The organism is Sphingomonas sp. GM_Shp_2 (assembly GCF_026540875.1).
GTDB classification, from domain to species: domain Bacteria; phylum Pseudomonadota; class Alphaproteobacteria; order Sphingomonadales; family Sphingomonadaceae; genus Sphingomonas; species Sphingomonas carotinifaciens.
Map to the genome: position 1 here is coordinate 16,080 of NZ_JALNUQ010000043.1, position 20,008 is coordinate 36,087.

The 20,008-nt window shown below is 68.2% G+C and carries 23 protein-coding genes; 10 read left to right on the forward strand and 13 right to left on the reverse strand.

The window, feature by feature from the left end; translation table 11 throughout:
• Positions 1–28 precede the first annotated feature (28 nt).
• Both OXR08_RS14025 and OXR08_RS14030 read left to right on the forward strand, forming a co-directional pair.
• The gene (locus OXR08_RS14025; RefSeq protein ID WP_112383419.1) at positions 29–484 is read left to right on the forward strand and encodes a universal stress protein; all 456 of its coding nucleotides are present in this window, start codon (positions 29–31) and stop codon (positions 482–484) included.
• Positions 485–541: 57 nt separating this feature from the next.
• On the forward strand, positions 542–1,819 hold the full coding sequence (locus OXR08_RS14030) for a M20/M25/M40 family metallo-hydrolase (RefSeq protein WP_267350723.1): 1,278 nt from the start codon (positions 542–544) through the stop codon (positions 1,817–1,819).
• 40 nt (positions 1,820–1,859) lie between these two features.
• Here OXR08_RS14030 and OXR08_RS14035 read toward each other — a convergent pair whose 3' ends face one another.
• Entirely contained in the window at positions 1,860–2,891 is a 1,032-nt protein-coding gene (locus OXR08_RS14035; protein ID WP_267350725.1) for an RcnB family protein, read from the reverse strand.
• A 124-nt stretch (positions 2,892–3,015) separates the two neighbouring features.
• Entirely contained in the window at positions 3,016–3,498 is a 483-nt protein-coding gene (locus tag OXR08_RS14040; protein WP_267350727.1) for a GAF domain-containing protein, read from the reverse strand.
• A gap of 152 nt (positions 3,499–3,650) precedes the next feature.
• Between OXR08_RS14040 and OXR08_RS14045 the strand changes: the two genes are divergently transcribed.
• The gene (locus OXR08_RS14045) at positions 3,651–3,824 is read left to right on the forward strand and encodes a hypothetical protein (RefSeq protein ID WP_160146753.1); all 174 of its coding nucleotides are present in this window, start codon (positions 3,651–3,653) and stop codon (positions 3,822–3,824) included.
• A gap of 5 nt (positions 3,825–3,829) precedes the next feature.
• Here OXR08_RS14045 and arfB read toward each other — a convergent pair whose 3' ends face one another.
• Together arfB and OXR08_RS14055 are read right to left on the reverse strand one after the other, a co-directional pair.
• Positions 3,830–4,255 carry an alternative ribosome rescue aminoacyl-tRNA hydrolase ArfB gene (arfB, locus tag OXR08_RS14050; RefSeq protein WP_267350731.1) on the reverse strand — a complete coding sequence of 142 codons (426 nt, stop codon included), beginning with the start codon at positions 4,253–4,255 and terminating at the stop codon, positions 3,830–3,832.
• Between the two features lie 7 nt (positions 4,256–4,262).
• A complete protein-coding gene (locus tag OXR08_RS14055) occupies positions 4,263–4,904 on the reverse strand; it encodes an RNA pseudouridine synthase (RefSeq protein WP_267350732.1) in 642 nt (213 codons plus the stop codon).
• A gap of 51 nt (positions 4,905–4,955) precedes the next feature.
• On the opposite strand from OXR08_RS14055, the gene OXR08_RS14060 reads away from it, so the two are divergent.
• Positions 4,956–5,714: a M15 family metallopeptidase gene (locus OXR08_RS14060; RefSeq protein WP_267350734.1), complete on the forward strand. Its 759-nt coding sequence runs from the start codon at positions 4,956–4,958 to the stop codon at positions 5,712–5,714.
• 48 nt (positions 5,715–5,762) lie between these two features.
• Here OXR08_RS14060 and wrbA read toward each other — a convergent pair whose 3' ends face one another.
• Both wrbA and OXR08_RS14070 read right to left on the reverse strand, forming a co-directional pair.
• Complete coding sequence (gene wrbA, locus OXR08_RS14065; RefSeq protein ID WP_112383412.1) at positions 5,763–6,365, reverse strand: NAD(P)H:quinone oxidoreductase; 603 nt, start codon at positions 6,363–6,365, stop codon at positions 5,763–5,765.
• Between the two features lie 31 nt (positions 6,366–6,396).
• Complete coding sequence (locus tag OXR08_RS14070) at positions 6,397–7,116, reverse strand: pirin family protein (RefSeq protein WP_267350736.1); 720 nt, start codon at positions 7,114–7,116, stop codon at positions 6,397–6,399.
• A 120-nt stretch (positions 7,117–7,236) separates the two neighbouring features.
• Between OXR08_RS14070 and OXR08_RS14075 the strand changes: the two genes are divergently transcribed.
• The 4 genes from OXR08_RS14075 (at position 7,237) to OXR08_RS14090 (ending at position 10,871) form a co-directional block, all read left to right on the forward strand.
• Complete coding sequence (locus OXR08_RS14075; RefSeq protein ID WP_112383410.1) at positions 7,237–8,142, forward strand: LysR family transcriptional regulator; 906 nt, start codon at positions 7,237–7,239, stop codon at positions 8,140–8,142.
• Entirely contained in the window at positions 8,139–9,242 is a 1,104-nt protein-coding gene (locus tag OXR08_RS14080) for an AI-2E family transporter (RefSeq protein ID WP_267350738.1), read from the forward strand. Before OXR08_RS14075 ends, OXR08_RS14080 begins: the two co-directional genes overlap by 4 nt.
• Positions 9,243–9,350: 108 nt before the next feature.
• Positions 9,351–10,061 carry a response regulator transcription factor gene (locus OXR08_RS14085; protein ID WP_112383408.1) on the forward strand — a complete coding sequence of 237 codons (711 nt, stop codon included), beginning with the start codon at positions 9,351–9,353 and terminating at the stop codon, positions 10,059–10,061.
• Between the two features lie 99 nt (positions 10,062–10,160).
• The gene (locus OXR08_RS14090; protein ID WP_267350740.1) at positions 10,161–10,871 is read left to right on the forward strand and encodes a class I SAM-dependent methyltransferase; all 711 of its coding nucleotides are present in this window, start codon (positions 10,161–10,163) and stop codon (positions 10,869–10,871) included.
• A gap of 3 nt (positions 10,872–10,874) precedes the next feature.
• On the opposite strand, the gene OXR08_RS14095 is transcribed toward OXR08_RS14090, so the two are convergent.
• From OXR08_RS14095 to OXR08_RS14105, 3 genes are read right to left on the reverse strand one after another with little or no spacing between them, the layout of a single operon-like run.
• Complete coding sequence (locus tag OXR08_RS14095) at positions 10,875–12,488, reverse strand: amidohydrolase family protein (protein WP_267350752.1); 1,614 nt, start codon at positions 12,486–12,488, stop codon at positions 10,875–10,877.
• 35 nt (positions 12,489–12,523) lie between these two features.
• A complete protein-coding gene (locus tag OXR08_RS14100) occupies positions 12,524–13,456 on the reverse strand; it encodes an NAD(P)-dependent oxidoreductase (protein WP_267350755.1) in 933 nt (310 codons plus the stop codon).
• The gene (locus OXR08_RS14105; RefSeq protein ID WP_149681907.1) at positions 13,437–13,760 is read right to left on the reverse strand and encodes a hypothetical protein; all 324 of its coding nucleotides are present in this window, start codon (positions 13,758–13,760) and stop codon (positions 13,437–13,439) included. Before OXR08_RS14105 ends, OXR08_RS14100 begins: the two co-directional genes overlap by 20 nt.
• A gap of 58 nt (positions 13,761–13,818) precedes the next feature.
• Between OXR08_RS14105 and OXR08_RS14110 the strand changes: the two genes are divergently transcribed.
• Together OXR08_RS14110 and OXR08_RS14115 are read left to right on the forward strand one after the other, a co-directional pair.
• Positions 13,819–15,060 carry a threonine ammonia-lyase gene (locus OXR08_RS14110; protein ID WP_112383404.1) on the forward strand — a complete coding sequence of 414 codons (1,242 nt, stop codon included), beginning with the start codon at positions 13,819–13,821 and terminating at the stop codon, positions 15,058–15,060.
• 88 nt (positions 15,061–15,148) lie between these two features.
• Positions 15,149–15,928, forward strand: coding sequence for an arginyltransferase (locus OXR08_RS14115; protein WP_267350743.1), 780 nt, complete (start codon positions 15,149–15,151; stop codon positions 15,926–15,928).
• A gap of 166 nt (positions 15,929–16,094) precedes the next feature.
• On the opposite strand, the gene OXR08_RS14120 is transcribed toward OXR08_RS14115, so the two are convergent.
• The 4 genes from OXR08_RS14120 to OXR08_RS14135 form a co-directional block, all read right to left on the reverse strand.
• Complete coding sequence (locus OXR08_RS14120; protein ID WP_112383402.1) at positions 16,095–16,895, reverse strand: transglutaminase family protein; 801 nt, start codon at positions 16,893–16,895, stop codon at positions 16,095–16,097.
• A gap of 57 nt (positions 16,896–16,952) precedes the next feature.
• The gene (locus tag OXR08_RS14125; RefSeq protein ID WP_267350745.1) at positions 16,953–17,888 is read right to left on the reverse strand and encodes an alpha-E domain-containing protein; all 936 of its coding nucleotides are present in this window, start codon (positions 17,886–17,888) and stop codon (positions 16,953–16,955) included.
• A 40-nt stretch (positions 17,889–17,928) separates the two neighbouring features.
• Positions 17,929–19,467, reverse strand: coding sequence for a circularly permuted type 2 ATP-grasp protein (locus tag OXR08_RS14130; protein WP_149681911.1), 1,539 nt, complete (start codon positions 19,465–19,467; stop codon positions 17,929–17,931).
• A gap of 91 nt (positions 19,468–19,558) precedes the next feature.
• The coding region (locus tag OXR08_RS14135) for a thioredoxin family protein (RefSeq protein WP_267350748.1) at positions 19,559–20,008 on the reverse strand (450 nt) is incomplete at its 5' end.

Sequence of the window (20,008 nt, forward strand, 5' to 3'; positions counted from 1 at the left end):
CATCCACAGGCCAAACAAGGGGAATGGCATGCGCATCTATCTGGTCGTGGTGGACGATACGCCCGAGGCGGAAATCGCGCTGCGCTTTGCCGCGCGCCGTGCGGTGAAGACGAACGGCGGCGTCGAGATCCTGACCCTGCTTCCCCCGCAGGAGTTCATCGCCTTTGGCGGCGTACAGGCCACGATCGAGGAAGAAGCCCGCCACCATGCCGAGGCGCTGGTGCAGGGTGCGGCCGGCACGCTGTTCGAGGAATCGGGCCTGCGCCCCTCGATCACCGTGCGCGAAGGCGAGGGCCCCAAGGTCATCCGCGAGATGATCGCGGGCAATCCCGAAATCGCCGCGCTGGTGCTGGGCGCGGCGGCCAGCGGCGCACCCGGCACGCTGGTGGCGCATTTTTCCGGTACCGATGCCGGCGCGCTGCCCGTCCCCGTCATGATCATCCCCGGCTCGCTCAGCCTGGAGGCGATCGACCGGCTGAGCTGACAATCTCTTTGACGGAGATTGTTGCCACGTCTCTCGCACCTTGGCACGGTCGCCCGCATGATTGCTGCCCTGCTTCTCGCCGCCGCGGCGCCTGCCGCCCCCGCCCCGTCCGTTCCCCGGTTGAAGGCCAGCGTCGCCGCCCTGGTCGGCTTCGGCACACGTCACACCCTGTCGACTACCACCGATCCCAAACGCGGCATCGGCGCCGCGCGTGACTGGGCGGCGGCGCAGTTTCAGGAGATCGGCGCCACCTGCGGCGGCTGCATCACCGTGGAGCGGATCAACCGCTCCTTCACCGGCCCGCGGGCGCCCAACGGGGTGATGGTGGAGGACGTGCTGGGCATCCAGCGCGGTCGCGATCCTAACCGCGTCGTGATCGTCGGCGCGCATATCGACAGCCGCGTCACCGATGTGATGAACTTCACCGACGATGCGCCCGGCGCCAATGACGATGCCTCCGGCGTCGCCCTGGTGCTGGAGGCGGCGCGCCTGCTGGCCGGCAGGCAGTTCGATGCGACGATCGTCTATGCGGTCTTTTCCGGCGAGGAACAGGGCCTGTGGGGCGCGACGCTGCTGGCCGACACCGCCAAGACGCGCGGCTGGCAGGTGTCGGCGATGCTCAACAACGATATCGTCGGCAACACGATGGGCCAGGGCGGCAAGCGCGAGGCGCGCTGGGTGCGCGTCTTTTCCGAAGGCATCCGCTCGTCCGAGGATCTGGCGCAGCAACAGCGCCGCCGGTCGGAGGGTGGCGAGGATGACGGCCCCAGCCGCGCGCTGGCCAAGGCGATCGACGGCATCGCCGACGGGCTCGGCCCGCGCGGGGTCGACGTGTTTCTCGATCGCCGCCCGGACCGGTTCGGGCGCGGCGGCGATCACGAACCGTTCCTGAAGCTCGGCTATCCTGCGATCCGCTTCTCGGTCGCCAACGAGGATTGGGACGCGCAGCATCAGGATCTGCGTACCGAGGCGGGCACCGCCTATGGCGACACGATCGACAAGATGGACTTTCCCTATCTGGCCAAGGTCACCGCGGTGAATGTCGCCACGCTGCAGCGCCTTGCCGCGGCCCCCGCGGCGCCGGCAAGTGCCTCTATCGCCGGTGCCCTGTCGCGCGACACGACGGTGAAATGGGCCGCGGTTCCCGGTGCGGTCCGCTACCGCGTCCATTGGCGCCGCAACGACACGCAGGACTGGAGCCAGTCGCGCGAAGTGACCGAAACCGAAACCGTGCTGACGCAGGTGCCGGTCGACGATCACTTCGTCGGCGTCTCCGCGATCGGCGCGGACGGCGCGGAAAGCCTGGTCACCTTCGCGGGCCGCGAGGGACGATAGCGCCACCGGCCCGTTCCCGTCGGGGAACGGGCGGCGTCGTTCAGCGGCGCAGCAGCTTCGTCTTGCGCCGGACCACCTTGCGCGGTGAGTAGCGCACCCGGTCCTCATACACCTCGGTGGTCGTGGTAGTGACCACCGGCGCGCTCTGCACCACCACCGTCGTCGTGGTCGTGCCCGGATAATAATAGCCGCCGGCCGGATAGCCGCCCGCGGTGGTCGTGGTCACCGTGGTACGCCCGTCGGGCGAGACCCAGGGCGCACCGCCCTGCACCGTCGTCACCGCCGGGGCGACCGGCGGCGGGGGCGGCGGATAGCCGTCGTCATAATAGGGGTCGTATCCCGGGCCGTAATCGTCGGCATAGTCGGGCCCGTAATCGGGCGCGACCGGATAGTCATATCCGGGTTCCGCCCGGCGTCCCCGGCTGCGCGAACGCGAGCGGTCGATCGCATAACCACCCGCCGCGCCGACCCCTGCCCCGATCAGCGTCCCGCCCAGCCGGTTGCCCCGCCCGGCAATCACATTACCGGCGACACCACCCGCCACCGCACCGATGGCAGAGCCCGTCAGGCCGTCGCCATCACGGCGATCGGCGCGCGCGAACTGGTCGCGCCGGCGGTCACCCATCCAGTCGACGTCGCCCACCATGTCATAGACCGTGCCACGATCGTCGATCAGCACCGCATCGTCATAATAGCGTGCCCAGCGGCGCCCCCGGCCGGGCGTGTCGAGCCCATAGTCGCGCCAGTCGTTGACCGTGAACCGCGGCGATGCCCAATAGGGCGGCAAGGCGATGCCGCGCACCGGGCGACGATAGGCGTTCCAGCCCCCCGGCGCATTCGCGCCGCCCCACCAGCGGCCATCCACCATGCTGCCCCAGCGCGCGGCCGTCGGCCGGGCGGCGGCAGGGAGCGGCGCCGGGCGGTGGCCGACGTTCGGCCGGTTTGCGGGCGGTTGGGGTGCCGGCACGTTCGCACCCGGCGGCGGATAGCTCGCGCCCGGTGCCCGCTGGGCCTGTGCACCGCCACTGATCGCCGTGATGATACCCGCGCCTGCGAGCAGCAGCGTCCGCATGGTCGCCTGTCTCCCTGTTGTCAGCCCCGCCAACGCGGCAGCCGGTTTACAGGTTGCTTACCATGACCCCGCCTGGGCCGAGAAGCGCCCGCCGCCGTCCCGATTTGGGCCGCGCGATACGCCTTCAGCCAAGCCGGGGGGCCAGCAGCGCCATCAGCGCCTCGCACCCCTGCTGGTCCTCGGCATCGAAACGGTCAGGCACCGGGCTGTCGAGGTCGAGCACCCCCAGCACCCGGCCGTCCACGACGATCGGCACCACCAGTTCCGACCGGCTCGCCACATCGCATGCGATATGTCCCGGAAAGGCATGGACGTCGGCGACGCGCTGCGTCTCTCCGCTCGCCGCCGCGGCACCGCACACGCCCTTGTTCAGGGGAATGCGGATGCAGGCCGCCTTGCCCTGGAATGGCCCCAGCACCAGTTCGCCCTTCACCATCCGGTAGAAGCCGGACCAGTTCAGCGCGGGCAGATATTGCCAGATCAGCGCGGCTGCATTCGCCATGTTGGCGATCGCGTCGCGCTCTCCCGCGGTCAGCGCGTCGAGCGCGGCGTGCAGGTCACGGTAGAGCTCCGCCTTGGAGCCGGCAGCGATATCGAACTGGAACATGCGCCGCCATGTAGGCCGGCCCCGGCACGATGCAAACCGCCCTCCCGCCTCATTGCCTCATCTGTTTGCAACAAAAGGATAAGTTCGGGGATTTTTCCGGATGCACGGCGCTGGCATCTTGGTACAGCTTGGCGCCGATGGGAGAGTTCGCAATGCCAGACACGGTGCCATTGGCCGCCGCCGCCGAACCGCCGGCCCCCGTGGCGCCGCCGGACGGCTTCTGCCCCGCCGATTGGTATGAACGCCATCAGGCGCCGTTCCGCGCCGGCATCCTGGTTCGGCAGGATCGGTCGCCACGCCTGCTGGAACAGTTGCCGCCCGCCTGACGGCTTCAATCCAGTCGCGGCTTGCCGCGTCCTGCCTTGACCGTGCTGCGCCCCTTCTTGGCGTCCACCCGCCGCGTCTGCGACGCACGGGTCGGCTTGGTCGGGCGGCGCTTTTTCTGAACAAAGGTCGCGTCGCGGATCAGCGCCAGCAACCGTTCGCGCACCTCTTCCCGGTTCATATGCTGCGACCGGCTCGACTCGCCGCGCAGGATCAGCACGCCCTCCCGCGTCATCCGCGATCCCGCCAGTTCGATCAGCCGCCGCTTCACCATGTCGGGCAGGTTGGGCGAACCGGCGACGTCGAAGCGCAGCACCACCGCCGAATCGGTGGTGTTCACATGCTGCCCCCCGGCACCTCCCGAACGCGTCGCCGTCTCGACCAGCTCGTCGCTGTCGATGGAGATGGAACGGGTAACGGCAATGGCGACCATCGGGCAGCTATGCGGCGAAGGTTCCGAAGCGTTCGGGCACCGGCGCGCTCGCCACGATCGGGTCCTTGGCCCCGCGGTCGATCTTCAGGTCCGCGGCGTGGAGCAGCATGCCGGCCGCATCCGCGCGCCCATATACCGGATCGCCGACCACCGCGACGCCCAGCTCCGCGGCGGCATGGACGCGGATCTGGTGCGTCCGGCCCGTCTCCGGCCGGAACTCGACCAGCGTGCGCCCGCCCTCCTGCCGGATCGCGCGCCAGCCCGAGCGGGCCGCCTTGCCGTTCGTATCCGGCACCATCCGCCATCCGGTCTCGCGCGTGGAAACCTTGGCGAGCGCGAGGTCGATCACGCCCTCCCCCTCGACCAGCCCGTCCAGCACCGCCAGATAGCGCTTCTCGACCAGCCCGCCCTCGAACGCCTGCTGAAAGCGCGCATGCGCCTTGGGATTGCGCGACAGGAGCAGGCAGCCGCTGGTGTCGCGGTCCAGCCGGTGCACCGGCTGCGGCCAGCGCTGGAAGCCGAAGCGCAGCGAATCCAGATGGTTTTCCAGACTGATGGCGCCATCGCGCGGCGGATCGACGGGCAGCCCGGCGGGCTTGTCGATCACCAGCGCTTCGCCGTCGATAAAGAGTACTCGGTCACCATGCATGATGCCGCTCCCTTGCCACCGAGTGCGCGCACATGCCAGAGCCGGTGGATCATGATGCTGCGAATGCTGCCCTTCCTGTCGCTTCTTCTCGCCCCCGGTCTGGCCGCGGCGCAGATTTGCGAGGGCACCGGGCTGAAGCCGTCCGCCGATGGCCGCGTACTGGGCCATTTCCCCTATGGCGACGTGTCGCGCGACGAACTGGTGGAAGCGCCCGAGGGGTTCGCCCCGGGCCAGCGCTGCATGATCCGGCGCGACATGCTGCCCGATCTCCAGCGGCTAATGGCCGCCGCGGCGGGCGATCCTGCGGTCATGGGGTCGCTGCGCGGCCTGTCCTGCCACCGCGCGATCATCCGGCAGGGCAATGTCTTCTGCCGCGAACAACCGGGCGATGCATCGTCGCGTGCGATCTCCGTCGCGCCGCCGGGACATAGCGAGCACACGACGGGCTATGCGATCGACTTCGCTGTCCGCCCTTCGCCCAACTGCCCCGATGCCGAAGCCTGCATGGCCGCGACGCCGGCCTTTCGCTGGCTGATGGCGAACGGCCCGAAATACGGCTTCGAACTGAGCTTCCCCGCCGCCAACAAGCAGCGGGTGAAGTGGGAGCCGTGGCATTGGCGCTGGGTCGGCGCCAGCGCCACCGCACCGGGCGCCGCCCGCGCCCGCTTCATCTTCGCCAAGGCGCGTGCGGCCTTTCCGGCAAATCCAGCGGTGGCGGACCCGGTCAAGGTCACCGTATCCGCCCAGCCGCCCATTCCCGCGGCACCGCCTGCGCCGGAGCCCAGGAAAGGCAAGCGCAAGCGGAAGTAGCGGCACGCCAAATACCCTCTCGCCCGCAGGGGAGAGGGTATAAAGGCGTTACCCCTTCAACTTCGCCGCGGTTTCGGCAATGCGCTTGCCCTGATAGCGCGCACCATCGAGTTCCACCTGGCTCGGCTGGCGGCTGCCATCGCCGTCGGCGATCGTGCTGGCGCCGTAGGGCGTGCCGCCCTTCACCGCATCGACGCCGTTCTGGCCGGAAAAGCCGTAATCCAACCCGACGATCGTCATGCCGTGATGCAGCAGGTTGGTCAGGATCGAGAACAACGTCGTTTCCTGCCCGCCATGCTGGCTGGCGGTGGAGGTGAACGCGCCGCCGACCTTGCCGACCAGGCCGCCCTTCATCCACACGCCGCCCGTCGTGTCCCAGAAGGCCGCCATCTGGGAAGGCATCCGGCCATAGCGGGTCGGCGCGCCGACAATCACCGCGTCATAGTTGGTCAGCGCGTCCGGCCCCTCGATCTCGGGATGCGCGGTATCGGTCTTGAAGTGCGCGGCGGCGACCACCTCGGCGGGCGCGGTCTCCTTCACGCGGCGGATGTCCACCTCGGCACCGCCGGCACGGGCACCCTCGGCGATCGCGTCCGCCATCTGCTCGATATGGCCATAGGACGAGTAATACAGAACGAGCACCTTGGTCATGGTCGGTTTCCTTGAACGTGAACGAGAAACGTTATGCGGCGTCGACAAGGACGATTTCGGCGTCCTCGACCGCGGTGATGGTCACGCGCTGGCCGCCGCTCAGCGCCGCGCCATCGCGGGCGGAGAACGCGACACCGTCGATCGTGATCCGCCCGGTTGCGGGCACGAGATAGGCATGCCGCCCCTCGCGCACCGCATGCTCGACGCTTTCGCCGGCCTTCAGCGTCGCGCCCAGCACCCGCGCATCCGCCCGGATCGGCAGCGCGTCGCCGTCATCGGCAAAGCCGCTCGCCAGCGTCACGAACCGACCGGAACGCTCGCCCTTGGGGAAGGGCTTGGCACCCCAGCTCGGCTGGCCACCGCGACGGCGCGGCTCGATCCAGATCTGGAAGATGCGCGTCGTCTCGGATTCCAAATTATATTCGGCATGGCGCACGCCGGTCCCGGCACTCATCACCTGCACGTCGCCCGCCGCGGTACGGCCGCTGTTACCCAGCGAATCCTGGTGCGTGATCGCACCGGAGCGGACATAGGTGATGATCTCCATATCGGCATGCGGATGCGGCGGGAAACCGGCATTGGCGGCGATCTCGTCGTCGTTCCACACCCGGATTGCGCCCCATCCCATCCGGGCGGGATCGTAGTAGTTGGCGAAGGAGAAATGGTGCCGCGCGTTCAGCCAGCCGTGATCGGCATGGCCGAGCGAATCAAAGGCGCGGCGGTCGATGGTGTTCAGCGTGTCGGTGGTCATGATGTCATGCTCCCGTTTGGTTGCCCCCAAGATAAGCAGGCCATCGATCGCGTAAACGGAAACGCTGGAAACCGATCGTTTCCCGTATTAACATGGGCCGGATCAACAAGGGGTCACGTCATGCGCCTGCCGGATCTGGAAGCCTGGGCGATCTTCGCCGCGGTGGTCGAGCATCGCTCGTTCAGCGCCGCGGCAGAGGCGATCGGCCTGTCCAAGGCCACCGTGTCCAAGGCGATCACCCGGCTGGAGGCGCAACTGGGCCAGTCGCTGTTCCACCGCACCTCGCGCCGCCTCGCGCTGACCGAGGCGGGCAAGCCGTTGTCCGAACACGCCGCCCGCATCCTGGCCGAGGCGCGCGCCGCCGAGGAGGCGGCCCACCATGCCGCCAGCGCCCCCACCGGTCGCGTCCGCCTCGCCGCGCCCATGTCGTTCGGGGTCGCCAACATCGCCCCCCTGCTCGCCGATTTCCTGAAGCTGCACCCGGGGATCGAGATCGAGCTCAGCCTGTCCGATTCGCGCATCGACATCGTCGCCGAGGGGTTCGACATCGCGCTGCGCATCGCCGACCTGCCGGACAGCAGCCTGCGCGCGCGCCGGCTGTGCGGCATCTCGACCCACATCATCGCCTCGCCCGGTTATCTCGCCGAACACGGGCATCCGGCGCATCCGGCGGAACTGGGCGAACACCGGCTGCTCGGCTATTCCAACCTGGCCGGCCCCTGGCGCTTCCGCCGCGCCGACGGGGCCGAGGTCTCCGTCCGCGCCGAAGGACCGCTCAGCGCCAATAGCGGCGACGCGCTGGTCCCCGCGATCCTCGCCGGGCTCGGCATCGCGCGCCTGCCCGGCTTCATCATCGGGCCCTATCTCGCCGATGGCCGGGTGGTGGAGATCCTGCCGGACTGGGCGCCCCCGGCGATCGGCCTCCACCTGCTCACGCCGCCCAGCCCGTTGCGCCCCGCGCGTGTCGAGGCGCTGATCGGCTATCTGGCGGATCATGTCCGCGATCCGTGCGGAGCGGGTCGATGAGCCGCCTGACCCCCGACGAGGACGATGCCCGCTATGTCCGCCGGGTCGTCCTCACCATCCTCATCGTCGCCATCACCGCCGCGCTGTACCGCGCCGGCGACCTGCTGATTCTCGCCTTTGGCTCCATTCTGGGTGCGATCGTCATCCACGCCATCGCCGATCTCTACCGTGATCACCTGCCGGTCGGCCCCAAGCGGTCGCTCAGCATGGCGATCGTCACCGTGCTGGCGGTGATCGGTTTTCTCGGCTGGCTGTTCGGCGTCGCCTTTCGCCAGCAACTCAACACGCTTGTCACGCAACTGCCCTCGCTGCTCGGCGATCTGGAGGCGTGGGCGAGCCAGTCGCCGGTCGGCGCCAAGGTGGTCGATGCGGTGCAGGCCGCCTATGCCGGCAGCCGCGTCGCGCAGGATGTCGGCGGGATCGCGACGGGCGCGGGCGAGTTCGTGCTCAACTGCCTGCTGCTCCTCGTCGGCGCGCTGTTCTTCGCCGCCGACCCCAAGGTCTATGAGCGCGGCTTCCTGTTCCTCATCCCCCGCGGCAAACGCCGTGCGGTGGAGGATGCGCTGTTCGACGCCGCCTCGACGCTGCGCCTGTGGCTGCGCGCGCAGTTGATCCAGATGACCACCATGGGTGTGCTGGTCGGCCTCGGCCTGTGGATCGCCGGGGTGCCCTCCGCCGCCGCCCTTGGCCTGCTGACCGGGCTCAGCGAATTCGTCCCCTATGTCGGCCCGATCGCGGCGATGCTGCCCGCGCTCGGCCTTGCCGCCACCACGCATGGCGACGGCGCGATCATCGGCACGCTCGTCACCTTCGGCGTCGTGCGCATCATCCAGACCAACGCCATCACCCCCTTCGTCACCAGCCGCGTCGTCGCCATCCCCCCGGCGGTTACCCTGTTCGCCATCATCGCGGTCGGCGTAATCTTCGGATTGTTCGGGCTTTTCTTCTCCGCCGCGCTGCTCGTCGTGATCTTCACCCTGATCCGCAGCCTGTATCTGCGCGAGGTGCTGGGCGAGGATATTCCGCGCGCCGAACACAATACCCTGCTCGGTCCGGGCGCGTGGCTGCGCCGCGACGACAAAGATAACAAACCCACTTAGGCATCAATTAACCTTTGGCGTTCACAGATTGCGTGGTTAATGAATCAAGGGTCGACCGCCGGGGCCGGTGGATTTCCGACGTGGAATAGACCGACAGGGGAATGCCAGATGCGCGTACTGCTGATCGAGGACGAGCCGACGACCGCCAAGGCGATCGAGCTCATGCTCTCCACCGAAGGCTTCAACGTCTATACGACGGATCTGGGCGAGGAGGGCTTGGACCTCGGCAAGCTCTACGATTACGACATCATCCTGCTCGACCTGAACCTGCCCGACATGCACGGCTATGACGTGCTGAAGCGGCTGCGCGTCGCACGGGTGTCGACGCCGGTGCTGATCCTGTCCGGCGTCAACGAGATGGATTCCAAGGTGCGCAGCTTCGGCTTCGGCGCCGACGACTACGTTACCAAGCCCTTCCACCGCGAAGAACTGATCGCGCGCATCCACGCCGTCGTCCGCCGGTCCAAGGGACACAGCCAGTCGGTCATCCGCACCGGCAAGCTGGCGGTGAACCTCGATGCCAAGACGGTCGAGGTCGACAGCGCCCGTGTCCACCTGACCGGCAAGGAATATGCGATGCTGGAGCTGTTGTCGCTCCGCAAGGGCACGACGCTCACCAAGGAAATGTTCCTCAACCACCTGTATGGCGGCATGGACGAGCCCGAGCTGAAGATCATCGACGTCTTCATCTGCAAGCTGCGCAAGAAGCTCAGCCTCGCCTGCGACGGCGAGAACTATATCGAAACCGTCTGGGGCCGCGGCTATGTCCTGCGCGAACCCGACGAAGTCGGCCAGCCGGTCGAGGCCGCCGTCGCCTGATCTTCAAGGCTGCGAGGCAAACAAGTCCCCTCTCCCCTTGGGGGAGAGGGCTTGAGGCAGCATCCACTTCCTTAACCGTCGCATGCCAGGATTACGGCCATGCTCGACGCCCTGTTCGCCCGCCTCGCCAACCGCTCGCCGCGCGAATTGCTGCGGCTGTCCGTCAAAACGCTCTGCCACCATCTCCGCGCCCACCGCCCCGCCGCCCGCGCCGCGCGCCGGGCCGACCGCGCCTTTGATCGCGCCTGGGGCACCGACACCAGCGGCATGGTCGCGGTGCATGATCTGGCGCTGCGTGCAGAGCGTCGGCGCAGCGCCGTGCATTACGCCCCCAGTACCCAGGCCATGTTGCGCGATCCCGTCGCCACGCTCGGCATCGATCCCCGCGACTATCACTTCATCGACTATGGCGCCGGCAAGGGCCGCATGGTGATGCTCGCCCAGCAACTCGGCTTTGTGCACGCCACCGGCGTCGAGCTGTCGCCGCATTTGTGCGAGATCGCCCGGCGCAACCTCGCCACCTTGCGCGAACGCTCACCCGCCCTGCCCCCGGCCGCGATCTTCGAAGGCGACGCCTGCGAATATCTGCCGGCGGGGCAGCGGCTGTGCGTGTATCTCTACAATCCCTTCGACGCGACCGTTCTGGCCGGCGTTCGCGCACGGCTGGACCAGGCACTGACCGCGGGTACCGAGCGGATCGTGGTGATCTACGCCAATCCGGAACAGGCGCAGATCTTCCACGACGCGCCCGGCTGGCGGGCCGGGCCCGTTCTGCCCGACACCGCCTGCTTCATCGCGGGCGCGGCCTGAGCGCTACTTGCGCTCCCAGACCTTTTCGCCGCCGACCCAGGTTTCCTGGACTTTGGTGGCGCGAAGTTCGCTCGGCCCCACCTCCAGCGGATCGCGATCGACGATGATGAAGTCCGCGCGCTGCCCGGCGCCCAGCCGCCCGAACTTGTCCTCGGCAAAGCCCGCATAGGCCGCATCCGCGGTAAAGGCGCGCCATGCCTGCTCCCGCGTGATCCGCTCCTGCGGCTGCCACCCGCCGAATGGCTGCCCGTCCGCCCCCATCCGGGTGAACGCCGCCGCCCAGCCTGCGAACGGGTCGGGGCTTTCCACCGGATAGTCCGACCCGAAGGCCAGCCGCGATCCGTTCTTCAGCATGGAATTCCACGCATAGGCACCCGCCAGCCGGTTCGGCCCCAGCCGCACCTCGGCCATTCGCCAGTCGCTGGTCTGGTGCACCGGATGCATCGATGCGATCACACCGTGCTTGCCGAAGCGCGGCAGGTCGGCGGGATCGACGATCTGCGCATGCTCGATCCGCCAGCGGCGGTCGCCCTTGAACGTGTCGGCCAGCTCGTCGATCGCATCCAGCACCTGGGCGTTGGCGCGGTCGCCGATCGCGTGCACCGCGACCTGGTATCCGTCCATCGATGCGCGCACCATCAGGTTGCGGATCACGTCGTCGGACATGAAGCCCAGCCCGCTCTGGTCCGGCGCATCGGCATAGGGCGCCTTCAGCCACGCGCCGCGCGACCCCAGCGCGCCGTCGCCGTACAGCTTTACCCCCACCAGCCGCAGCCGGTCGTTATACAGCCACGGCGTCGGCCCGGTGCCGCCGATCCGCACCGTATCCTCGATGCCTGCGCCGTAACTCATGATCCGCACGCGCAGGTCGCCGCGGTCGCCCATCCGGCGATAGGTCATCCAGTCGTCCAGTGAGGTACCCATGTCCGCGGTCGCGGTGATGCCATGGCTCAGCAACAGGCCTTGCGCCTTCACGAACGCGGTGTTGCGCTCCTTGCCCAGCGGCTGCGGAATCACCTTGGTGATCAGGCTCTGCGCCGCGTCCACGAACACGCCCGACGGCTGCGCGCCCGTCTTCTCGATCCGCCCCCCGGCCGGCGACACGCTCTTCGCCGTCACCCCCGCCGCCTTCATCGCCGCCTCGTTCGCCCAGGCGGCATGCCCATCGACCCGCGACAGGAAAATCGGTCGATCCCCCGCCACGCCAGCCAGGTCGGCCGCGGTCGGGAAGCGCCCCAGCCCCCACGCCTCCTGGTTCCAGCCGCCGCCCAGGATCCATTTGCGCTCGGGATTCGCCGCCGCATAGGCCGCGATCCGCGCCTTGGCCTCGTCCAGCGAGCGCGCGTCGGACAGGTCCAGTTCCAACTGGCGGAAGCCCAGTTCCATCATATGCCCATGCGCATCGACAAAACCGGGGATCAGCGTGCGCCCCTTCATGTCGGCGCGCCAGTCGAGCTTTTCGGGCCGCTTGTCCTTGGATGACAGCAGCTTGGTCACCTTGCCATCGAGCGACAGCAGCAGCCCGTTGAAGCGGACGACACGGCCGTCCTTGTCCAGCGTGATGCCGTTCACATTGTCGACCAGTGCATCGGCCAGCACCGGCACCGGCGCCAGCATCGCGAGCAATCCGGCGATCAGCTTCGTCTTCAACCTCACCGGGGCAGCCTCCGCACGATCGCACTGGTATCCTGACGGCCGCCATCCATTCCCTGCACCTCGGCATAGAATTGATCGACCAGCGCGGTCATCGGCAGCACCGCGCCGTTGCGCTTGGCCTCGTCCAACGCCAGCCCCAGGTCCTTGCGCATCCAGTCGATCGCGAAGCCGAAATCGAACCGGTCGTCCGCCATCGATTCCCAGCGATTGACCATCTGCCAGCTTTGCGCCGCGCCGCCGGAGATCGCCTCCAGCACCTTGGCCGTATCCAGCCCGCTCTTCTGGGAAAAGCGCAGGCTTTCCGCCACGCCCTGGATCACACCGGCGATGGCGATCTGGTTGCACATCTTGGTCTGCTGCCCGGCGCCTGCCGCACCGACATGGACGATGCGCGCGGCATAGGCCTGCATCAACGGCCCGGCCACCGCCAGCGCCTCCGCCGTGCCGCCGCACATGATCGACAGCTTGCCGTTCTCGGCGCCCGCCTGCCCACCCGACACCGGCGCGTCGACCACCATCAGACCCTTTGCCGCGCCGGCCTCCGCCAGCTGGCGGGCGATCGCGGCGGACACGGTGGTGTGATCCACGAACAACGCACCCGCGTGCATCGCGCCGAACGCACCATCCTCGCCCAGCGTCACCTGCCGCAGATCGTCGTCATTGCCGACACAGGCGAACACCGCATCGGCACCCCGCGCCGCCTCGGCCGGCGTATCCGCCACCGCGCCGCCATGCCTGTCCGCCCAGCCTTCCGCCTTGGCGCGGGTGCGGTTGAACACGGTGACCTCATGCCCGGCGGAGACCAGATGCCCCGCCATCGGGGCGCCCATCACGCCCATGCCGATAAATGCCAGCTTTGCCATGGGGCAGTCTCCTAATCGGCGGGACGCATGGTGGGAAGCGCGCGTTTCACCCCGCCCGCCGGCAATCGTCCGCGCCGACCGTGTAGGACTCCTTCATCCCCGCAGTGACATAGCCGCGCTGGATCACCAGTCCCGACCGACAGGTCAGCCGGAACGTCCCGTCGCCGCGCGGCCGCCCGGCATAATGGCCCACCGCGAATTCACGCATCCGCCGCGGCTCGCCCATATCCTCGATCTCCGCCCCGACCAGCAGGTTCAGGGGGTCGTGCACCACCGCATAGCCGCGAACGGCCAGATCCAGCGCTCCCACCGCCAGCCCCGCCAGGATCACCACCACCGCCACTTTCCACGACAGGAACCATCTCGGCATCGTTTCCCCACCGCAACGCTGTTCACCTCTTGCCCTATATCGGCTAGTCCCGGCGGCCATGGCTACGCAACCCGCCGTTCAGGCAGCACCGCCCGTCACGATCGCCGATATCCGGGCCGCGCAGGCACGTATTGGCGATGCGATCGTGCGGACGCCGACCCTGCTCAGCCGCACGCTGTCGGCACTCACCGGCGCGACCGTCTATCTGAAGTTCGAAAACCTCCAGTTCACCGCCGCTTACAAGGAGCGCGGCGCGCTCAACACACTGCTGCAACTCTCTGACGAGGCCCGGGCCAAGGGCGTCATCGCCGCCTCGGCCGGCAACCATGCGCAAGGGCTCGCCTATCACGCGAATCGCCTCGGCGTACCGGCGACCATCGTCATGCCGCGCACCACCCCGATCGTGAAGATCGTCCAGACCGAAAGCCACGGCGCCACCGTCGTCCTTGAAGGCGACACCTTCGACGCCGCCTATGCCCATGCCCGCGTGCTGGAGGGCGAGCGCGGCTACACCTTCGTCCACCCCTTCGACGATCCCCGCATCATCGCCGGCCAGGGCACCACCGCACTGGAAATGCTGGAGGACGTGCCCGGCCTCGACACCTTCGTCATCCCGATCGGCGGCGGCGGCCTGATCTCGGGCATCGCGACGGTCGCCAAGGCCGCCGACCACCCGATCGAGGTCGTCGGCGTGCAGGCCGAACTCTACCCGTCCATGTATAACCGCATCCGGGGCACCGACCTGCCCTGCGCCGGCGATACGCTGGCGGAGGGTATCGCGGTCAAGGAACCGGGCGGCATCACCGCGCGGGTGATCGCCAACATCGTCGACGATATCGTGCTGGTCGGCGAACGCTGCCTGGAGGAATCGGTCAGCCTCCTTCTCCAGATCGAAAAGACCGTGGTCGAGGGCGCCGGTGCCGCCGGTCTCGCCGCGCTGCTCGAACATCCCGAGCGGTTCCGCGGCCGCACCATCGGCATCGTGCTGTGCGGCGGCAATATCGACACGCGGCTGCTCGCCAACGTGCTGCTGCGCGACCTTGCCCGCTCCGGTCGCCTCGCGCGCCTGCGCATCCGGCTTCAGGATCAGCCCGGCGCGCTGTTCAACGTCGCGCGCATTTTCGACCAGGAACGCGTCAACATCATCGAGGTCTATCACCAGCGCGTGTTCACCACCCTGCCCGCCAAGGGCCTGATCACCGACATCGAATGCGAAACCCGCGACCGCGCGCATCTCGACCGGCTGATCGCGGCGCTGCGCACGGCCGGATATGAGACAAGTCAGGTCGAACTCGCCTGATCGTCCCGCTTTGCAAGCGGGCATGCACCACTCATATAGGTTTAACAGCTAGGCTGTTTCACATGCATGTCCGGGGGATCAGTCGGCGGTGACCGCGCCATTCCGCTTTCCGCGCTTCTTCGTCACCTCGCCGGCCCCCTGCCCCTATCTGCCGGGCCGGCAGGAGCGCAAGGTGTTCACCGAGCTGAACGGCGCGCATGCCGGCGAGCTGAACGACGCGCTCGGCCGCATCGGCTTCCGCCGCAGCCAGAGCGTCGCCTATCGCCCGTCGTGCAGCGGCTGCGCCGCCTGCGTTTCGGTGCGCATCGTCAGCGGCGAATTCGTGCCCAATGCCAGCCAGCGCAAGCTGCTGAAGCGCAACGCCGATCTGGAGGTGACCGCGTGCCGCCCCTGGGCGACGGACGAGCAATATCAATTGCTGCGCCACTATCTCTCGCTGCGCCATCCCGGCGGCGGCATGTCCGGCATGGACGAGGACGATTATGCCGACATGGTGGAGCATTCGCCCGTCGACTCGCTGATCGTCGAATATCGCGAGCCCACCGTCGACGGCCGCCGCGGCCGCCTGGTCGGCGCCTGCCTGACCGACCGGCAGGCGGACGGCCTGTCGATGATCTACAGCTTCTTTGCCGCCGACGATGCAGGGCGGGCCGGCATGGGCAATTTCATCATCATGGATCACATCCTGCGCGGCCACGCCGCCGGACTCCCTTATGTCTATCTCGGCTATTGGGTGCAGGGCTCGCCCCGCATGGCCTACAAGATCAAATACCGCCCGATCGAGGCACTCGGCCCCAATGGCTGGCGCCGCATCGCCCCCGACGCCGAGCCGATCCCGGCCGAACTGAAATCCCCGGTGCCGGTATGACTTTACCTTTTCCCCTCCGGGGAGAGGGAGGGACCCGCCGCGCGAGCGGTGGGAGGGTGAGGGGTCGCCAAGCAGCGCCGCACTGCTGGTCCACCCCACACCCTTCCCACTGCCTGGAGGCAGCGGCCCCCTTCCGTCCCCCCGGAGGGGCGAGGGACTCCGCAAATCAATCCTCCCGCATCACGCTGACATCCACCGCCAGATCCTCCTCGCCGTCGCCCAGCCGCGATCCCGCCACCGGCGCTGCACCCACCGCGTCCAGTGCGGTGGCGACGCGCACATAATCTTCCTCCGGGCACATCCCCGTGCAGGGGTCGAACGCGACCCAGCCCAGCCCGTCTATATGCGCCTCCGCCCAGGCATGCGGGGTCGCCCGGTGCCCGTCGACACGCAGCGCATAGCCCGAGACATAGCGCGCCGGAATGCCCAGCCCCCGCGCGCCGACGCAGAAGATGTGGGTCAGGTCGCGCGGCGTCGCCACCGGCCGCTGGAACGCGCCGCCCGCGTCCAGCCCCGGTTCGGGCCGCCCCATGTCCATCTCGAAACGCGCATGCAGCGCCGCGTTCCAGCGGTGCAGCCGACCGAGCGGATCACCCGCGCCGGTCGCTTCGTCGGCAAAGGCGATGATCGCCGGATCGCGCGGCGTCATGTCGGTGGCGCGCAGATAGAGCGGCGGCGGCAGCATCTCGGCCGCGCCCCGCAACACCCCGCTCGACGTGCTGGTCAGCACTTCCCCCGACACGGTGATCGCGATCCCGTCCAGCGGCCCCTCGACATACAGCATCGTCACCGCATTGCCGAACCCGTCCCGCCCCTCCCTCAGACGCGCGTCGCGATCGACATCGATCCGCCACCCTGCGACCGTCTGGTCATGCGTATTCTCCGGCGTCAGGCGCAGCATCTGCACCAGCCGTGATTGCGGTTCGGAGAAACGATAAACCGTGCGATGATCGATCGAAAGCCGCATTGCCGCCCCCCTTGGTTTCGTGCGTCCCTCTCGCCCTCTCCACCGCGATGATGGACCTCAACTAAACTTGAACTGCCGGCCTATGGCACTGTGCAGCAAGGCATTCTCATGGATGAACGCTTGAAGATATTGATGTAGCCCGGATGCGATCACTTCGCGCGACCGCGTCTTGGCGACGCGGCTGGCACGCAGCCGCGCCATCCGGTCCGCCTCGCCATGCTGGCCGGTGCGCCGCGCCAGCATGCCCAGCACGTCCACCGTTTCCTCGACCGACGCCGCCAGGCTGCGCGGCAATTCGGACCGGGCGATCAGCAGGTCGATGACGTTGGCCGGCTCCAGCCCGTCCGAATACAGCCAGCGATAGGCGGTCACCGCCGACACCGTCTGCAGCAACGTCGTCCACTGGTCGCGATCGACCACGCCGCCCACCCGTTCTCCGGCCGGCAGCAGGATATGGTATTTCACGTCGAGCAGCCGCGCGGTGTTGTCCGCGCGTTCCACCGCCTGCCCCAGCCGGATGAACCATGTCGTCTGGTTGCGCAGCATCCGGTGCACCGCGCCTTCGAAGCCGCGGGTTTCGTTCTTCACCGCCTCGACGAGGTTCAGCACTTCTGTCGGGGTGTCGGCCGCCGGCCGGCTCTCGAACACCAGCCATGCCCGGTTGATCCCGGTCCACGCCTCGCGGGTCAGCGCGGTGCGCACGGCCCGCGCGTTGTTGCGGGCCATGTCCAGACAGCGGACCAGCGATCCCGGATGGCTGGAATCCACCGTCAGGAAGCGGCCGACATCGCGCCGGCGCAGTTCGCGTCCGCCCGCGGCATAAGCCTCGGTCGTCTCGGTCACGGTCAGCGCGGTATTCCACGCCGCCAGCCCGGCGGAGCGCGGCGACAGCACGTCCAGCCGCACCGTCGCCTCCACCAGCCGCGCGATGAAGTCCGCCCGCTCGCAATATCGCCCCAGCCAATAGAGCGAGGATGCCGTCCGGCTCAGCATGCGCGCGATCCCGCAGCGCACGGCGTCGGTCGCCGCACCGTCATGACCGGCGCTCCTGACCCGCAGTCTGGCCCAGACCCTGGCTCTGCGTCATGCCCCCCATGGTCTGCTCCTGCACCCCTTCCAGCGTCTGGCCCTGCCGCATGCCGGCATCGTCCATCAGCACGAAACTGTCCTTGGTGCCGCCGCCCTGGCTCGAATTGACCACCAGCGATCCCTCGCGAAGCGCCACGCGGGTCAGGCCGCCGGGCACCACCTGCACGCCCTTCGATCCGGTCAGCACGAACGGGCGGAAATCCACGTGCCGTGGCGCAAGCCCGCTGTCCGCCAGCGTCGGCACCGTCGACAGCGCCAGCGTCGGTTGCGCGATGTAGCGTTCCGGTTGCGCGATCAGCGCGGCGCGGAACGCCTCGATCTCCGCCCGGCTCGCGGTCGGGCCGACCAGCATGCCATATCCGCCCGATCCATCGACCAGCTTGACCACCAGTTCGTCCAGATGGTCGAGCGTGTAGCGCAGCGCCTCCGGCTCGCGGCACCGCCACGTCTCGACATTAGGCAACTTGGGCTCGCTCCCCGAATAGAAGCGCACAATCTCGGGCATATAGCTGTAGATCGCCTTGTCGTCGGCGATGCCGTTGCCCGGTGCGTTCAGGATGGCGACGTTGCCCGCGGCATAGGCGGCGATCAGCCCCGGCACGCCCAGCATCGAATCGGGACGGAATACCAACGGGTCGAGGTAATCGTCATCCACCCGGCGATAGATCACGTCCACCTTCACCCGGCCGGCAATGGTGCGCATCCACACGATGTCGTCGTCGACCACCAGGTCCGCCGCCTCGACCAGCTCGACGCCCATCGAATCGGCCAGGAAGCTGTGCTCGTAATAGGCGGAATTGTAATGTCCCGGCGTCAGCACCACGCACACGGGATTGCCCACTCCGTGCGGCGCGACCGACTTCATCGTCTGCAACAGCTTGTCCGGATAACTGTCCACTGCCGCCACGCGGAACTGGCGGAACAGCTCGGGACACAGCCGCAACATCGCCTCGCGATTTTCCAGCATGTAGCTGACGCCGGACGGCGTGCGCGCATTGTCCTCCAGCACGAAGAAATCGTCCGGGCCGGTGCGCACCAGATCGATGCCGCAGATATGCGCCCACACGTCGTGCGGCGGCCGCATGCCGGCGATTTCGGGCCGGAACTGCGCGTTGCCGAAGATCAGGTCGGGCGGCAACACGCCTTCCTTCAGGATGCGGCGCTCGCCATAGATGTCGTTCAAAAAGGCGTTGATCGCCTCCACCCGCTGCACCAGCCCTTCGGACAGGCGCGTCCATTCGTCCGCCAGGAACACGCGCGGCACGATGTCGAACGGAATGATCCGCTCGGCCGCATCGCTTTCGCCGTAGACCGCGAAGGTGATGCCCAGTTGCCGGAACGTCGCCTCCGCCGATTGCTGGCGGCGACGCAGCTCATGGTCGGGCGTTCGCTCCAGCCATTGTCCAAGTGCAGTCAGTTCGGCACGCGGCGGCGGTCCGCCGGCCGTTCCCATGATCTCGTCGAAGGCCTGTCGCTTCCCCATCAACCTCGATACGCTCCCCCGGTCGCCCCGGTTCCATGCTGTAGTGCATATCGGTCGGGAACAAGCATCATTTCGGCTGTGACACGGCTTTTCAGCGGTTCAGCGCCTCCAGCATCGCCGGCGTCAGCACCTGGGGCAACACGCGCGGCCCCGCCGCGCCCGGCGCGTAGTACAGGTATAGCGGCACCCCTGCGCGGTTATGCCGCTCGATGAAGCGGCCCAGCACGGGATCGCCATCCGTCCAGTCACCGACCAGCACCGCCACCTTGTTGCGGCGAAAGGCATCGCGCACCGACTGCCGCTCGATCGCCGCGGCCTCGTTCACCTTGCACGTCACGCACCAGTCGGCGGTGAAATAGGCGAAGACCGGGCGCCCTTGCGCACGAAGGCCGGCAAGCTTCGCCTCGCTGAAGGCATCACCGCGATCGGCCTGCCCGCCAGCCGCCGCCGGCTGCACCACCGCGACCAGCGCCACCGCCGCCGCCAGCGCCGGCAACGCGGGCAGCCAGGCGCGCTCCGCACCCCCCGCCTGCCGCCGCCC

Bases quoted from the DNA above. Each gene is read 5' to 3' on its own strand.
- OXR08_RS14025 (WP_112383419.1), top strand. From the start codon at position 29: ATGCGCATCTATCTGGTCGTGGTGGACGATACGCCCGAGGCGGAAATC.
- OXR08_RS14030 (WP_267350723.1), top strand. From the start codon at position 542: ATGATTGCTGCCCTGCTTCTCGCCGCCGCGGCGCCTGCCGCCCCCGCC.
- OXR08_RS14035 (WP_267350725.1), bottom strand. From the start codon at position 2,891: ATGCGGACGCTGCTGCTCGCAGGCGCGGGTATCATCACGGCGATCAGT.
- OXR08_RS14040 (WP_267350727.1), bottom strand. From the start codon at position 3,498: ATGTTCCAGTTCGATATCGCTGCCGGCTCCAAGGCGGAGCTCTACCGT.
- OXR08_RS14045 (WP_160146753.1), top strand. From the start codon at position 3,651: ATGCCAGACACGGTGCCATTGGCCGCCGCCGCCGAACCGCCGGCCCCC.
- arfB (WP_267350731.1), bottom strand. From the start codon at position 4,255: ATGGTCGCCATTGCCGTTACCCGTTCCATCTCCATCGACAGCGACGAG.
- OXR08_RS14055 (WP_267350732.1), bottom strand. From the start codon at position 4,904: ATGCATGGTGACCGAGTACTCTTTATCGACGGCGAAGCGCTGGTGATC.
- OXR08_RS14060 (WP_267350734.1), top strand. From the start codon at position 4,956: ATGATGCTGCGAATGCTGCCCTTCCTGTCGCTTCTTCTCGCCCCCGGT.
- wrbA (WP_112383412.1), bottom strand. From the start codon at position 6,365: ATGACCAAGGTGCTCGTTCTGTATTACTCGTCCTATGGCCATATCGAG.
- OXR08_RS14070 (WP_267350736.1), bottom strand. From the start codon at position 7,116: ATGACCACCGACACGCTGAACACCATCGACCGCCGCGCCTTTGATTCG.
- OXR08_RS14075 (WP_112383410.1), top strand. From the start codon at position 7,237: ATGCGCCTGCCGGATCTGGAAGCCTGGGCGATCTTCGCCGCGGTGGTC.
- OXR08_RS14080 (WP_267350738.1), top strand. From the start codon at position 8,139: ATGAGCCGCCTGACCCCCGACGAGGACGATGCCCGCTATGTCCGCCGG.
- OXR08_RS14085 (WP_112383408.1), top strand. From the start codon at position 9,351: ATGCGCGTACTGCTGATCGAGGACGAGCCGACGACCGCCAAGGCGATC.
- OXR08_RS14090 (WP_267350740.1), top strand. From the start codon at position 10,161: ATGCTCGACGCCCTGTTCGCCCGCCTCGCCAACCGCTCGCCGCGCGAA.
- OXR08_RS14095 (WP_267350752.1), bottom strand. From the start codon at position 12,488: ATGCTGGCGCCGGTGCCGGTGCTGGCCGATGCACTGGTCGACAATGTG.
- OXR08_RS14105 (WP_149681907.1), bottom strand. From the start codon at position 13,760: ATGCCGAGATGGTTCCTGTCGTGGAAAGTGGCGGTGGTGGTGATCCTG.
- OXR08_RS14110 (WP_112383404.1), top strand. From the start codon at position 13,819: ATGGCTACGCAACCCGCCGTTCAGGCAGCACCGCCCGTCACGATCGCC.
- OXR08_RS14120 (WP_112383402.1), bottom strand. From the start codon at position 16,895: ATGCGGCTTTCGATCGATCATCGCACGGTTTATCGTTTCTCCGAACCG.
- OXR08_RS14125 (WP_267350745.1), bottom strand. From the start codon at position 17,888: ATGCTGAGCCGGACGGCATCCTCGCTCTATTGGCTGGGGCGATATTGC.
- OXR08_RS14130 (WP_149681911.1), bottom strand. From the start codon at position 19,467: ATGGGGAAGCGACAGGCCTTCGACGAGATCATGGGAACGGCCGGCGGA.